Origin of the sequence: Micromonospora sp. NPDC049204 (genome assembly GCF_040647935.1) — a bacterium.
Lineage (GTDB): Bacteria > Actinomycetota > Actinomycetes > Mycobacteriales > Micromonosporaceae > Micromonospora.
The window spans coordinates 74780-86808 of record NZ_JBEZDC010000023.1 but is presented as its reverse complement, the minus strand read 5'-3'; the positions used below and the strand labels follow the sequence as shown (position 1 = coordinate 86808).

Sequence of the window (12029 nt, the reverse complement as noted above, 5' to 3'; positions counted from 1 at the left end):
TTGTTCGTCAACGGGGCTCGGGTTGATTGGGCCGCGTTGTTCGCCGGGTCGGGTGCCGGTCGGGTGGAGTTGCCCACCTATGCGTTCCAGAGGGAACAGTATTGGCTGCCGTCACGCACGTCGTCCCCACCGGCGGATCCCCGCAGGCATCGCCCGGGCACGCGTTCGCAGTTCTGGCAAGCAGTAGAACGCGAGGATCTCGATTACCTTTCCGTCGCCCTCGGCCTCAACAGCGACGCCGCCCGAGCTTTGCTGAAGGAGTTACTCCCCGTACCTGCGTCACGAAAGCCCAAGGTTGTTGCGGAACAGACATGATCACCATGGCGATCACCTGTGCTCTCGAAGACTGCCACCGGTGGACAGGTAACGGCAATCGCCCGGCTCAGCTGGCACATCAGGGTTTTGCATGGCCCCGGCCGCACGGTGCCGGCTCGCAACAACCGAGAACTCGCGCTGGGAGTCCAAGACATCCGACTTCACGTTGGCAAATCACTACTATCAGTAGTTAGTGCAATGACGGTCAGAATGAGCCCTTCGTGGACAAGCCATCGGCCTGCGAAATGGTCCAGTTGCCGACCGTTCACCACTGGACCGGGCACGAGCAGGCGGGCGTTGAAGGTGCCGCTGTACGCACCCATAGCGATGGACACATCCTCGAAGTCCAGCCACTGTCGAGTCAGCGGAAACCACGCCTTGAAAACTGCTTCCTTCATGCAGAATAGCAACCGATCCCACCACACGTGCGGGACCACCCGGCTTAGGTGGGAGACTTGGTCGCGCTCCTCGTCAATGGCAATCGCGTTGATCAAACCAGCCGGCAATGCTTCGTGGGGCTCGGCGTCGATGCCGATCGAGGCGACAGCCGCCGCCGAGGCAACCGCCGCTGCGCGATACCCAACACAGTGCGTCATGCTGCCGACGATCCCATCCGGCCAAATCGGTGCCCCCCGTAGACCTGGCAGTATCGGGACCGGTGCGACACCCAGCGTCGCCAAGGCTCGGCGAGCGCAAACACGGACCGTGGCGAACTCACGCCGGCGCTCGTCCAGCGCGTTGGTCAGTAGTGCCTGCTCTTCGGCAAACAACATCGACTCGGTGGGGTCACTAAACGCCTCAGCCGCAGCGACAGCCGCAGGCAGCGGAATTTTTGCAATCAAGTCGGCTCCCTGCCGGGGTAGCGATCCGGTAAGTCGTGCGCCAGTTTTCTTGGTAGCTCGGCTCACGTCGATAGCCGGCAGAAACTCGGCCCTAGCGTACCCCGGCGGCGATGGGGGCATACCGCTGCTCCATCGACTGATGCCACTCAGCACCAGGCCTGAACGGGCTCGGGCGTACCAGGCGTGGGCCTTGACACGAACCGCAAGCAACGGCGACCGGCGCTGACGCCACAACGAGAGGAGATTTCTGTGCAGATACCGGAGAGAAGAGCAGGCCAATGGATCCGACGCCTCAACGGCGACCGGGACCGCCCGAGCCGACTAGTGTGCCTCCCGCACGCTGGCGGGTCCGCATCCTTCTTCCTACCCCTGGCGTCCACGCTGTCAAGCGACGTTGAAGTGCTCGGGGTGCAGTACCCGGGACGACAGGACCGCCGCCTTGAACCGATGATCGACAGCATCGCGGACCTGGCCGACAAGGTTACCGAAGCACTCGACGGCTGGACCGACCGCCCAACGACGCTGCTAGGGCACAGTATGGGTGCCACAATCGCGTTCGAGGTGGCACGACGCCTTGAGCAGCGGCTCGACAACTCGGTGGTAGGCCTCATCGCGTCCGGGCGTAGGGCGCCTTCAATCCAGCGGGGCGAGGACAATGTGCACCTACGCGATGATGACGGATTGATCGCGGAAATCCGGACGCTGAACGGAACACACGGCACGCTACTCGAGGATGAAGAGCTGCTTCGCATGATTTTGCCTGTCGTGCGCAACGACTACAAGGCAATCGAAACCTACCTTTTCAGGCCTGGACCTAGGTTGCGCACACCCATCGCGGTACTTCTGGGGGACGCCGACCCCATAGTCACCATCGAAGAAGCGCAGGCGTGGCGCGAGCAAACAGAAGCAGGATTCGGGCTGCAGACATTTCCCGGCGGCCACTTCTACCTCAGCAACGACATTGAGAACGTCGGCGGTGTCATCGCGGCACACATCGCCGCATTCGCGGCGGGACACTTAACTGCCTCACTGGACCGTCCGGCCCGTACGTAGGACAGCCCCCAAGTTGGGCCCATACCCTGACATCGGTATCATCGGGATGTGGCGATACGAGCAGTTAAGCCTGCGGACGCTGCGAACCGGGCCGCCCTCGCACCCGCGGCCGCGCTGTTTCGCGGCCTGGCGGACCCCACGCGGCTGGCAATCGCGGTGCGGTTGGCTGAGGGGGAGGCCCGCGTTGTCGACCTAAGCGGCGAGCTAGGGCTGGCCCAGTCGACCGTGTCAGCCCACCTTAGCTGTCTACGCGAGTGCGGGCTGGTTGACTACCGACCCCAAGGCCGCGCTTCTCTGTACTTCCTCACGCGGCCGGAGCTACTGGACCTGTTCGCCGCCGCTGAACAGTTGCTCGCCATGACCGGTGAAGCGGTTGTTCTCTGCCCCAGTTACGGAACCGGCCGCGGCTAGCGAGTAGCCGCGCTCGACGCGGAGATCTAAGCTTTGCCTGGGTGAGGATCATCAGGCCGGCGTCGGGTGGCAGTGCTGGCCGCGTCTATCGACATCGCCCTCGGGTGACCGCTCACGCATCGAGGAGGTTTCCGAGGGCGTGCGCGAGGCGCACATCAGCCAGTTCGTAGCGGCTACGCCGGCCCTCTGGCACCGCGACGACGAGGCCGCGGGCACGCCAGTCGCCACCGACACCGCCACGTCCGTCGGTGTCCTCGCCGCCGCCGCGGTCATCGCGCTGACCGGCTTCACCCGCGCCGACGCGATGGTGTCCCTGCTCATCGGCCTCGTCATCGCCCCCCGCGCGCTGCGGCTGCTGCGCGACGCGGTCAACATTCTGCTCGAAGCCGCCCCCGCCGAGGCCGACCTCGAACAGATCCGCCAGCACATCACCGACGTCGACCACGTCGTTGGCGTGCACGACCTGCACGTGCACACCGTCACCTCAGGACTGCCCGTCCTCACCGCGCACGTCGTGGGCGACGACTCCTGCTTCTACGACGGCCACGCCCCCCAACTGCTCGATGCCCTGCAAACCTGCCTGGCCCGGGCATTTCTACGTCGAGCACTCCACGTTCCAGGTTGCGCCGGCACGCCAAGCCGATCACGAACACCCCACTCACCCCTGAACAGCCATCGTTCTATCGGCCCCTTAGGCCGGCGCCCTCATGAGCGTAGGACAGCAGGAATAGCTCAGCGGTGGCATCGTCCGCGAGCAGGAGACCAACGCTTGAGTGTCCCTGGTCAGGGTCGCCCTGCCCGCCAGTGCCCGGACGGGTCTGGCGGCTCAGCTAGGTGGTCAGGGGTGTTGGTTGGCATCGCGATGAGGCGCGGGGCACGCCTCTTGGGTTCTTTGGAATCGAGGCTGGCGACCGTCCTGCTGATTGCGGCCGATATACGTCGACCACCATCAGGAGGTTCATGTGCCGACCGCGCAGGAGGTCTCGGGTACATCCCGAGGCCCTTGCTTGTCCGGGCTAGTAGTTGAGGCTGGTGGGCCGGTCTGACTGTCTGAGTCCCTGGGCGCGGCCGGCTCGGCGTCGGTGCGCGGCGCGGTCCGCCCGGGCATGAAGATGACTGTCAGGACGGCCCCGACCACGGTGATGGCGGCGCACACGATCAGAATGAGCTGTATGCCCTCGATGTAGGCGCTCTGGGCGCTGCTGGCCAATGCCGGATCGCCGACGCGGGCGGATACGCCGGCGGTGCCGGCGATCGAGTCGCGTGCGACGTCCGCTGCCTGTGCGGGTAGTCCGCTGACCTCGAGCCGGTCGAGGTGACTGCGACAGGAGGCTACCGAGCACGGTGACGCCGAGCGCGCCGCCGGCCTGACGCAGTGTCATCCTCGTGGTCGTGCTGGAGCTGGCACGTCCCGGGAGTAGGACCGCCAGCACTGCGCCCATAGACGGGGTGAGCGCCGATCCGCTACCGAGTCCGGTGATCGCGCACCGGACGGCGGCGAAGCCGAATCCGCTGGCGGTGTCTGTCGTCGAGCCGATCGCCAGTCCCGTGGGCGCGATCAGTCGACCTCAGTCATCGTCATCGTCATCTTCGACGAGTTCGCCTTCCCAGGCTTCTTTGCCTTCCCAGACGGCGAACGCAGCGATGACGAACCCGGCGACCGGGTCGAGCCAGGTCCAGCCCACGAGGGCGAAGGCGAGCAGGCCGGCGAAGGTGGATACGGACAGCCAGGCGCATAGCTTGGTTTCGGCGGCGTCGGCGATGACGAGGCGGGAGTTCATCTGCTGCCCGGCTTTGCGTTTGGCGCGGGCCAGCCACGGCATGATGATGATCGAGGCGCCGGTGAGCACGATCCCGACGATGCTGGTGTTGGGCTTCTCCCCGACGGCAAGGTCGCGGATGCCTTCGACGGTGACGTAGATGGCGAGGGCGAAGAAGGTGAGGGCGATGAATTTCAGCGCCCGGCGTTCCTTGACCGGGTCGGGTTCGCCGCCGCGGATCTCCGCGACGAGGCGGGTGAGCACGATCGCGGCGGCGGCGACCTCGATGCCGGAGTCGATTCCGAAGCCGATGAGGGAGACGGCGGATGCGGCGAGGCCGGCGGCGACGGCGATGACACCTTCGACGAGGTTGTAGCCGATGGTGAACTGGGCGTAGCGGACCGCGCGGCGGGCGGCCGATCCGGTGACGTCGGGCAGCGCTTCGGCGCTCATCGCGGGTCCTCCAGAGTGGTCGGTTCGTCGGTGCAGCCGTAGGTGGGGCACAGCGCGACGGTCTGCCCGGCCGCGGCGAGCAGCTGTTCGGCAGCGGTGAGTAGATCCATCAGTTCGGGCCGGGTCAGGGCGTAAAACATCTGCCGGCCTTCCGGTCGGCCGGTCACCAAGCCGCAGTCGCGTAGGCACGCCAGGTGCGCCGAGACTGTCGACTGGGCCATGCCCAGCTGGCCGGTCAGGTCGACGACCCGGGACTCGCCGCCGCTGAGCAGTCGTAGGATCGCCAGCCGGGTCGGATCGGCCAGCCCGCGGAATAACGCCGCTGCCGGGGCCAGGTCGGTGCCGGCGCGGTCGGACGCCACTCCACTATTCATCGCCACAGCGCGATGATAACGTGCCGGTCAGATTCATCGTCAAGCGCCGGTGACATCCGTCACAAACGATGAGACTTGGAGGGTTTGGTTATGGCAGGAGCAAAACGACGACGGTGGGGGCTGGCCGCACTGGTTCTGGCGGTGCTTACCGTGGCCTGGATTTACGATCCACAATGTCGCACTGCCGTCGATCGCCGCCGACCTCGACGCGGGCACGAGTGACCTGCAGGGGATCGTCAATGCCTATACCCTCGTGTTCGCCGGGCTGATGCTGCCCGCCGGGACGTTCGGTGACCGGTGGGGCCGCAAACGGCTGCTGCTGGCCGGCCTTGCCCTGTTGGGCGCCGCGTCGCTAGTCGCCGGGTGGGCCACTTCGCCGGCCCCGTCATTGCGGTCCGCGCCGTTATGGCTGTCGGTGCGGCAATCATCATGCCGATCGTCCTGGCTGTGCTGACCGTGCGGTTCACCGGTCCGGAGCGGAGCCGGGCGATCTGCCTGGTCGTCATCGGTATCGGCGCCGGGCTGCCGCTCGGCCCGATCGTCGGCGGCCACCTGCTCGAACACTTCTGGTGGGCCTTTATCTTCCTGATCAACGTCCCGGTCGCCGCCGCCATGCCGGCGGCGTCTGCGGCGGCGGGCAGGCCGCTGGTGTCTATGCGGGCGCGGTACCCGGCGGACAACAGACTGCCGAGTAGGGCGACGCCGAGTGCCCCGGCTACCTGGCGCAGCGCCATGGTGATCGCAATGCCGGCTCCCGACGGATGCGGCGGCAGGACCGCGAGGCGGCCCGGCCGGAACGCTGAGCAGGACCAGGCCAGCGCACGCGGAACACTGACATGACCGGCGCGCCACACGCCGCCGGTAACGCCGACACAGGTTGGTCCGGGACGCTACTGCTCAAGCCGGGCCTGCTGGCCTTCACCGGCCGGATCGGCGCCGCCGCCGCGCACACCCACGCCTGCCTGCAGATCCTCGTCGTCATCGCTGGCGTAGTGCACGTCCACGACCGGCACGGCGACAGCAGCCGCATCGCCCCCACCGCGGTCATCCCCGCGGGAACCACCCACACCATCACCGCCGACCCAGCCGCCAAAGGGCTCATCGCCTACCTCGACCCGGGCAGCCCGGGGGCTCGCGCCGCCCCCAACCGCATCGCCGGAGCCGGACCATCAGACCGCGTCGCCACCTGGACCGGTGTCGGCATCGGCGGCGCGGGGCCGGACGCGTCACCGCTGCACCTGGCGCTCCGCCGAGCCATGGACATCGGTCGCCACCATGCTGACGGCCCGCCCGACCTCGTCGCCTTAGCCGAGGCGATCGGGTTGTCCGCCAGCCGCCTCGGGCACTTGTTCCACGACCAGCTCGGCCTGCCGTACCCGATCTGGCGCCGTTGGACCCGGCTGCGGCACGCCATCGACCACGTCCGAAACGGAGCCACGCTTACCGATGCAGCGCACGCCGTCGGGTTCGCCGACAGCGCCCACCTCACCCGCACCTGCCGCGCGATGTTCGGTATCACCCCCACCGAAGCGCTCCGAGCGACCGGCTGGCGTACCTGAGCGACGATCGCAGCGGATCTGTTCAAGCCGACCCGCCGCCATTGCCACCACGCTCAAAGACGTGTCCACGATCCTCACCGGCGCGGTCCGCTACGGATACGCGCCGCTCATGCTCATCGGCGTCAACGGCGCCGGCATCGCCTCGGCCGCCGCCGGCGCGTCAAAACTGTGGCTACTCGCGCTGCTGGGCGCCGCGATCGGCCTCTCCTTCACCGCCGAAGCGGCCGTGCCGTACCGCACCGATTGGAACACCGGCACTGACGTGGGCCGCGACGCCACCCACAGCGCCGTCAACGAAACCCTCATCCTCGCCAGCGTCGCAGCCATCCCCGCCCTCGCCGCGCTCATCCCCGGCAACGGCGTCTGGCCACACCACTGGCCGTTGCCCGCCGAAGTCGTCCTCGCCGTCATCATCGCCGACGCCGGCATCACGCTCGTGCACTACGCCAGCCACAAGATCGGCGCATTGTGGCGCTTCCACGCCGTGCACCACTCGGTCAAGCGCATGTACGGCCTCAACGGCCTGATGAAGCACCCCCTGCACCAGACCGTCGAAATGACCGCGGGCGTACTCCCGCTGCTGCTGCTCGGCCTACCAGTCACCGTTGCCGCCGTACTCGCCCTCGCCGTCGCGGTACAGCTGCTGCTGCAACACTCCAACGCCGACTACCGCATCGGACCCATCGGCCGCATCCTCGCCCTCAACCAAGGCCACCGCTTCCACCACCTCAAATGGGCCGGCATCGGCGACGTCAACTTCGGCCTCTTCACCCTCATCTGGGACCACCTCCTGCGCACCTACAGCTTCGATCCCAGCCGGACGTTTACCAGCGACGACCTCGGCATGGCGGCCAAACCCAACTACCCGACCGGCTACCTCACCCAGCTCACCGAACCATTCCGGCCCTCAGGTGCCTGCGCGACGACGCCGGCTGTGCAAGCGAAAGCTTCCAGCTCGTCGTAGACCCGCACTGTCGCGACGCCGCGTTCCGAGATCGCAGCCGATCCGGTTCCGCCGGGGTATTTAGAACTAGCGATGTCTCCGAGCCGACATTCCGGACGTTGTGCCTGGTGAGGAGAGGGCTGTATGACCGCGAACAGCATGGAACACGGCGCGGTGTGGATCACCTACCGGTCCGGCCTTCCCGCCGAGCAGGTGCAGCGCCTCGCCGAACGGGTCCGCGGCATCGACTACATGATGCTCAGCCCTCACGACGCGCTCGACGCGCCGATCTCACTGCAGGCGTGGGGTTGCCGCCTCACCGTCACCTCCGCCGACGACGAGCAGATCGACGAGTTCATCCTTTCCGCTCGACTCAACGCCGGACCGGAGCAGGGCGCGACCTGCTCCGGTGGGATCACCGCCACCGGCACCACGCCCCGCGAACTGCCGTAGCAGGGCCCAGCAGCAGCGATGAGCAACCTTCAGACGCCCCCACCTTCACCACGCCGGTGGTGGCCGCTCACCGGCGCGGCCCCCGTCGTGTTCGCCCTGGGACTGGCGATGGGGCTGCTCGCCCCGGCCGTAAGAACATCGCCGACCTGATGGCCCGCCACCACCGGGGCGGCATCGCCATGGTCGACGCGATCCTGTCCGCCGAACCCCGGCCGGAGATACGGGACCTGGCAATACGGATGCGCGCCGGCCAACAGGCCGAGATCGCCGCCCTGGAAGCGGTGCGCAACCGGCTGCACGCGAGCACCCCCACCGACTGACGTGCCGGGCGGACGCGCCGTCGCGCCGCCCGCAACGGCCCGACCGGCATCCCTGCGTCGGGACACACCCACGCCGCGTCCTGACCGCATGAGCGAACGCCTCGGGGAAGTGCGCTGGCGCTGCCGCGACGCGAGCCCGCTCGACCAGGGGCGCGCCTGGGCGGGCCGGCCGTGCTGGCGAAACCGGTCGTCGCAGGGTCGGGCCACGGACACCTGCAAACACGAGGCAGCACCCCCGGGCAGCGCACCAGCATGGCCTTCGCCGCGCTGGTCGGCCCGCGTCACCGCCGACAGCATCGACCCCGGCGGCGCGTCGCGCGGGCGCCGGGTCAGATGCCGATCTGCCCTGGCCCGACCGCGCTCCGCAGCCAGATCATCAGGTCAGTCCACGTTCCGGTGAGCAGCGCGAGCCCAATCGCGACGAGCAGCGCCCCGCCGACGCGGGTGACCCACCGGTGGTGGCGGCGAACGAAGCGGGTGAGGGTCAGCGCGCGGCGCAGACCCAGGCCCACGAGCAGGAATGGCAGGCCCAGACCGGTGCAGTAGGCCAGCGCGAGAACGGTGGCCCGGGCGGTGGTGGATTCCACTGCGGCGAGGCCAAGCACCGCACCGAGGGTGGGGGACACACACGGCGTCCAGGACAAGCCGAACGTGGCGCCGAGCACGGGCGCGCTCGCCAGCCCGGCCGAGGGCAGCCGGGTGGCGCGGACCTGCCGTTGCAACAACGGGAACGCCCCGAGGTACCCGACGCCGAGCAGCACGGTCAGCGCCCCCGCGGCGATCTCGATGATGCGGGCGTTGGTCACCAGGGCCCGACCGGCGGCATTGAACGCCACGGCAACGGTCACGAACACGACGGCGAAGCCAGCAATGAACCCGAGCGTCCCCGCCACGACCCGGCCACGGGCGCGCCGCCGGGTCGCAACGGCACCGACGCCGCTGTCCGGGTGCGGGGCGGGTTGCGCCGCGGCATCCAGATCGGCGCCAGCCAGGCCGGTGACGTAGGACAGGTAGCCCGGAACCAGCGGCAGGACACACGGCGACAGGAAACTCAACAGGCCCGCCGCGGCCGCGACGGCCATCGCGGCCAGCAAAGGCCCGGACGCGGCGACGGACGCGAACTGTTCGCCCACGTCACCGTGCTCCGCTGATCGTGCTCGCTATGACGGTCTGGTCGACCAGAATTAGCATGCCGCCCTCCCTCAGGTCCTACTCGGCGTGGACCCGACCGATCGTCTCACGTCGCTACTACCCTCCGTAGTATCGGGTCCGTCCATCCACAGGGCGTTCCAGTCTCAGGAAACTGACAGCAAGTCGGTACAGCCGTCTGTGTACCGTCCGGTTTGGATTCGGCCCTTGGCAGGCGGCGGGCTGATCACGTTGTTGACGCGGCGAACGAGGGACGGAAAATGACGAGGAACACGCGCTTGACCCTGGCGTTGATCGCGGTGGTGGTGCTCGTGGTCGGCGCTCTGCTGGCCGTCAACCGCCCCGCCCATCCGCCTGCTGCGACCACTGAAGCTGGCGCCATCGAGTCGACGGTGCTGGTACGCGAGGACAGCCACCGGCTGTCCACCGCGCCGGACGGCAAGGTGACTCTGGTGGAGTTCCTCGACTTCGAGTGCGAGTCCTGCGCCGCCGCGTATCCGGCGGTCAAGCAGATCCTGGCCACCTATCAGGACCGCATCACCGTCGTGGTCCGGTACTTCCCGATCCCGAGCCACCCGAACGCCGATCTGGCCGCCCGCACCGCTCAGGCCGCCGCGAACCAGGGCCGCTTCTCCGACATGTACGTCCAACTGTTCGAGAACCAGACCAGCTGGGGCCACAAGGAGCAGGCACAGACAGAGGTGTTCCTCGGGTACGCCCGTACCCTCGGCCTGGACATGCCGCGCTTCGAGCGCGACCTCGACGACCCCGCCACTGCCACGCGGGTTGCTAAAGACAAGGCTGACGGGGCGGCGGCCGGTGTGCAGGGCACCCCGACGTTCTTCCTCAACGGCCGGCAACTGACCGACCTGCGCGGCCAGGACGACCTGGTCGCCGCCATCGACGCCGCGCTGGCCGGATGAGCGCCACCACCGTCGAATCGACCGCCGACCCGACCTCACCCGAGCAGGGGTTCCTGTCCCGGCTCACCGCCTGGATCTGCGCCGTCGGAGGCGTTGTCGGGATGCTCGCCGCTGTAATCCTCATCGTCGAGAAAATCAACCTGCTCGCCGACGTCGACTACGTGCCGAGCTGCAGCATCAACCCGATCCTGTCCTGCGGCTCGGTCATGACCACACCCCAGGCCGAGGCCTTCGGCATTCCCAACCCCTTAATCGGCATCGCGGGGTTCGCCGCGGTCACCACGATCGGCGTCGTCCTACTGGCCAGCGTGCGACTGCCCGGCTGGTTCTGGCTGGGACTACAGGCCGGCGCCACGTTCGGCGTGATCTTCGTGCACTGGCTGATCTACCAGAGCCTCTACGTCATCGGCGCGCTGTGCCCGTACTGCATGCTCGTCTGGGCCGTCACCATCCCGATCTTCCTCTACGTCACCCTGCGCACCCTTCGCCAGCACGGTGCCGCGCTTCCCAGGGCCGTGGCGGGAATCGCCGCCGCTGCGGCCAGCTACCACAGCCTCATCCTCACCGCCTGGTACGCGATCATCCTGCTCGCGATCCTAAACCGCTTCTGGGACTACTGGATCACTCTCATCTAGCCCGTCGACTGCTCCTAGGCTTGCCGCCCAAGTGCGGCGAGCGGAAGAACCCGGCCGCCCCCTCAGCACCGCTCAGCGATTGTCGGTGGTGCAGCATTCATCGTCGCATCCGTTTCCGGCGTTGCCTTCAGCGCGAATCCGCAAGGCACTGCCGGGGAGTACGACAGGCGTCGCAGCGCCAGGCTTCGCGCGGCGCGTTCCCGGCGTTCGTGGTCGGGGCCGGAGAACCGCCAGGCGACGGCGGCGGCCGAGGCCACCTCGATGACGGCGTCGAGCCCGAACCCGATCAGCGCGGTCGAGGAGGCCATCGCCCCGGCGGTGATAGCGATGACCGCCTCGACGATGTTGTCGGTGATCCTCGCCGCGACGCACAGGCGCGCTGCCGATCGCGTTTGCGCCTGACGGCTGGTGGTGGCCGCTTCGGCCGGGGTCGCACTGCGGGCCGTCGCGACGTTGCCGTTCGTACCTCCCGGCGTCCGGCAGCGGACACCCGTGGCAAGGCTCGTTGATCACGGCGACGGCTCGGTGGCCGATGAATTCTCGCTATCGTCCGCTGTGTGGATGAGTAGGGTTCGGCGCAGGAAGCCGATTTGGTCGCCCACCACCTGATCGAGCCAGGGCTGGGTGAAGATGTCGAAGTGTCCGATCGGGTAACGGCGCAGCTCTGCTCGGGGGGCGCGGGCGACGACACGTGCTGCTGCCGCTGCGGGCGAGATGTCGTCGTGGTCGCAGACACAAACGAGCAGCGGGCAGACCACGTGCTGGGCCCGCAGAGCGGGCCGGTCGTTTCGCATCTGCAGCACTATGCGGGCGGGAACAGCCGCCTCCCACCCGGCCAG

Annotated in this window: 16 protein-coding genes and 3 pseudogenes; 12 read left to right on the top strand and 7 right to left on the bottom strand. The window is 67.9% G+C overall.

Going from position 1 to position 12029, the window contains the following annotated elements; genetic code table 11:
• On the top strand, positions 1-315 hold a 315-nt coding region (locus AB0A90_RS31945; protein WP_357255111.1), incomplete at its 5' end, for a hypothetical protein.
• Positions 316-476: 161 nt separating this feature from the next.
• On the opposite strand, the gene AB0A90_RS31940 is transcribed toward AB0A90_RS31945, so the two are convergent.
• Positions 477-1157, bottom strand: a complete 681-nt coding sequence (locus tag AB0A90_RS31940) for a 4'-phosphopantetheinyl transferase superfamily protein (protein WP_357255109.1) — start codon at positions 1155-1157, stop codon at positions 477-479.
• Between the two features lie 183 nt (positions 1158-1340).
• Here AB0A90_RS31940 and AB0A90_RS31935 point away from each other — a divergent pair, with 183 nt between their 5' ends.
• Complete coding sequence (locus AB0A90_RS31935) at positions 1341-2210, top strand: alpha/beta fold hydrolase (RefSeq protein ID WP_357255106.1); 870 nt, start codon at positions 1341-1343, stop codon at positions 2208-2210.
• A 54-nt stretch (positions 2211-2264) separates the two neighbouring features.
• The gene (locus AB0A90_RS31930; RefSeq protein ID WP_357255121.1) at positions 2265-2621 is read left to right on the top strand and encodes a metalloregulator ArsR/SmtB family transcription factor; all 357 of its coding nucleotides are present in this window, start codon (positions 2265-2267) and stop codon (positions 2619-2621) included.
• Positions 2622-2733: 112 nt separating this feature from the next.
• Here AB0A90_RS31930 and AB0A90_RS31925 read toward each other — a convergent pair.
• A pseudogene (locus AB0A90_RS31925) lies at positions 2734-2829 on the bottom strand (transcriptional regulator); the annotation flags it as partial.
• Positions 2830-2886: 57 nt separating this feature from the next.
• On the opposite strand from AB0A90_RS31925, the pseudogene AB0A90_RS31920 reads away from it, so the two are divergent.
• Positions 2887-3648, top strand: a pseudogene (locus tag AB0A90_RS31920) (hypothetical protein); the annotation flags it as partial.
• A 541-nt stretch (positions 3649-4189) separates the two neighbouring features.
• Here the strand turns inward: AB0A90_RS31920 and AB0A90_RS31915 are convergent.
• Positions 4190-4834, bottom strand: a complete 645-nt coding sequence (locus AB0A90_RS31915) for a cation transporter (protein ID WP_357255104.1) — start codon at positions 4832-4834, stop codon at positions 4190-4192.
• Positions 4831-5208: a metalloregulator ArsR/SmtB family transcription factor gene (locus tag AB0A90_RS31910; RefSeq protein ID WP_357255119.1), complete on the bottom strand. Its 378-nt coding sequence runs from the start codon at positions 5206-5208 to the stop codon at positions 4831-4833. Before AB0A90_RS31910 ends, AB0A90_RS31915 begins: the two co-directional genes overlap by 4 nt.
• Positions 5209-5257: 49 nt before the next feature.
• Between AB0A90_RS31910 and AB0A90_RS31905 the strand changes: the two genes are divergently transcribed.
• The 6 genes from AB0A90_RS31905 to AB0A90_RS31880 all read left to right on the top strand — a co-directional run bounded on the left by AB0A90_RS31905 (position 5258) and on the right by AB0A90_RS31880 (position 8483).
• Positions 5258-5662, top strand: a complete 405-nt coding sequence (locus AB0A90_RS31905; RefSeq protein WP_357255101.1) for an MFS transporter — start codon at positions 5258-5260, stop codon at positions 5660-5662.
• Positions 5572-6048, top strand: coding sequence for an MFS transporter (locus tag AB0A90_RS31900; protein WP_357255098.1), 477 nt, complete (start codon positions 5572-5574; stop codon positions 6046-6048). The genes AB0A90_RS31905 and AB0A90_RS31900 overlap by 91 nt, the downstream gene beginning before the upstream one ends.
• Positions 6045-6767, top strand: coding sequence for an AraC family transcriptional regulator (locus AB0A90_RS31895; protein WP_357255096.1), 723 nt, complete (start codon positions 6045-6047; stop codon positions 6765-6767). The genes AB0A90_RS31900 and AB0A90_RS31895 overlap by 4 nt, the downstream gene beginning before the upstream one ends.
• Before the next feature lie 61 nt (positions 6768-6828).
• Entirely contained in the window at positions 6829-7731 is a 903-nt protein-coding gene (locus AB0A90_RS31890) for a sterol desaturase family protein (RefSeq protein ID WP_357255093.1), read from the top strand.
• A gap of 123 nt (positions 7732-7854) precedes the next feature.
• Positions 7855-8163: a DUF3105 domain-containing protein gene (locus AB0A90_RS31885; protein ID WP_357255090.1), complete on the top strand. Its 309-nt coding sequence runs from the start codon at positions 7855-7857 to the stop codon at positions 8161-8163.
• Positions 8164-8312: 149 nt separating this feature from the next.
• Positions 8313-8483, top strand: a complete 171-nt coding sequence (locus AB0A90_RS31880) for a DUF305 domain-containing protein (protein ID WP_357255087.1) — start codon at positions 8313-8315, stop codon at positions 8481-8483.
• Between the two features lie 329 nt (positions 8484-8812).
• Here AB0A90_RS31880 and AB0A90_RS31875 read toward each other — a convergent pair whose 3' ends face one another.
• Positions 8813-9616: a cytochrome c biogenesis CcdA family protein gene (locus tag AB0A90_RS31875; protein ID WP_357255085.1), complete on the bottom strand. Its 804-nt coding sequence runs from the start codon at positions 9614-9616 to the stop codon at positions 8813-8815.
• Between the two features lie 276 nt (positions 9617-9892).
• Between AB0A90_RS31875 and AB0A90_RS31870 the strand changes: the two genes are divergently transcribed.
• Together AB0A90_RS31870 and AB0A90_RS31865 are read left to right on the top strand one after the other, a co-directional pair.
• Entirely contained in the window at positions 9893-10555 is a 663-nt protein-coding gene (locus AB0A90_RS31870) for a thioredoxin domain-containing protein (RefSeq protein ID WP_357255082.1), read from the top strand.
• Entirely contained in the window at positions 10552-11190 is a 639-nt protein-coding gene (locus AB0A90_RS31865; RefSeq protein WP_357255081.1) for a vitamin K epoxide reductase family protein, read from the top strand. The genes AB0A90_RS31870 and AB0A90_RS31865 overlap by 4 nt, the downstream gene beginning before the upstream one ends.
• Before the next feature lie 194 nt (positions 11191-11384).
• Here the strand turns inward: AB0A90_RS31865 and AB0A90_RS31860 are convergent.
• Positions 11385-11564: pseudogene (locus AB0A90_RS31860) on the bottom strand (cobalt transporter); the annotation flags it as partial.
• A 135-nt stretch (positions 11565-11699) separates the two neighbouring features.
• Positions 11700-11984, bottom strand: coding sequence for a hypothetical protein (locus tag AB0A90_RS31855; RefSeq protein WP_357255078.1), 285 nt, complete (start codon positions 11982-11984; stop codon positions 11700-11702).
• Between the last annotated feature and the right edge of the window lie 45 nt (positions 11985-12029).

What these genes read in the sequence shown, in the direction of transcription:
- AB0A90_RS31885 (WP_357255090.1), top strand. Translation starts at nt 7,855, where the DNA reads ATGACCGCGAACAGCATGGAACACGGCGCGGTGTGGATCACCTACCGG.
- AB0A90_RS31870 (WP_357255082.1), top strand. Translation starts at nt 9,893, where the DNA reads ATGACGAGGAACACGCGCTTGACCCTGGCGTTGATCGCGGTGGTGGTG.
- AB0A90_RS31915 (WP_357255104.1), bottom strand. Translation starts at nt 4,834, where the DNA reads ATGAGCGCCGAAGCGCTGCCCGACGTCACCGGATCGGCCGCCCGCCGC.
- AB0A90_RS31865 (WP_357255081.1), top strand. Translation starts at nt 10,552, where the DNA reads ATGAGCGCCACCACCGTCGAATCGACCGCCGACCCGACCTCACCCGAG.
- AB0A90_RS31880 (WP_357255087.1), top strand. Translation starts at nt 8,313, where the DNA reads ATGGCCCGCCACCACCGGGGCGGCATCGCCATGGTCGACGCGATCCTG.
- AB0A90_RS31855 (WP_357255078.1), bottom strand. Translation starts at nt 11,984, where the DNA reads ATGCGAAACGACCGGCCCGCTCTGCGGGCCCAGCACGTGGTCTGCCCG.
- AB0A90_RS31910 (WP_357255119.1), bottom strand. Translation starts at nt 5,208, where the DNA reads ATGAATAGTGGAGTGGCGTCCGACCGCGCCGGCACCGACCTGGCCCCG.
- AB0A90_RS31895 (WP_357255096.1), top strand. Translation starts at nt 6,045, where the DNA reads ATGACCGGCGCGCCACACGCCGCCGGTAACGCCGACACAGGTTGGTCC.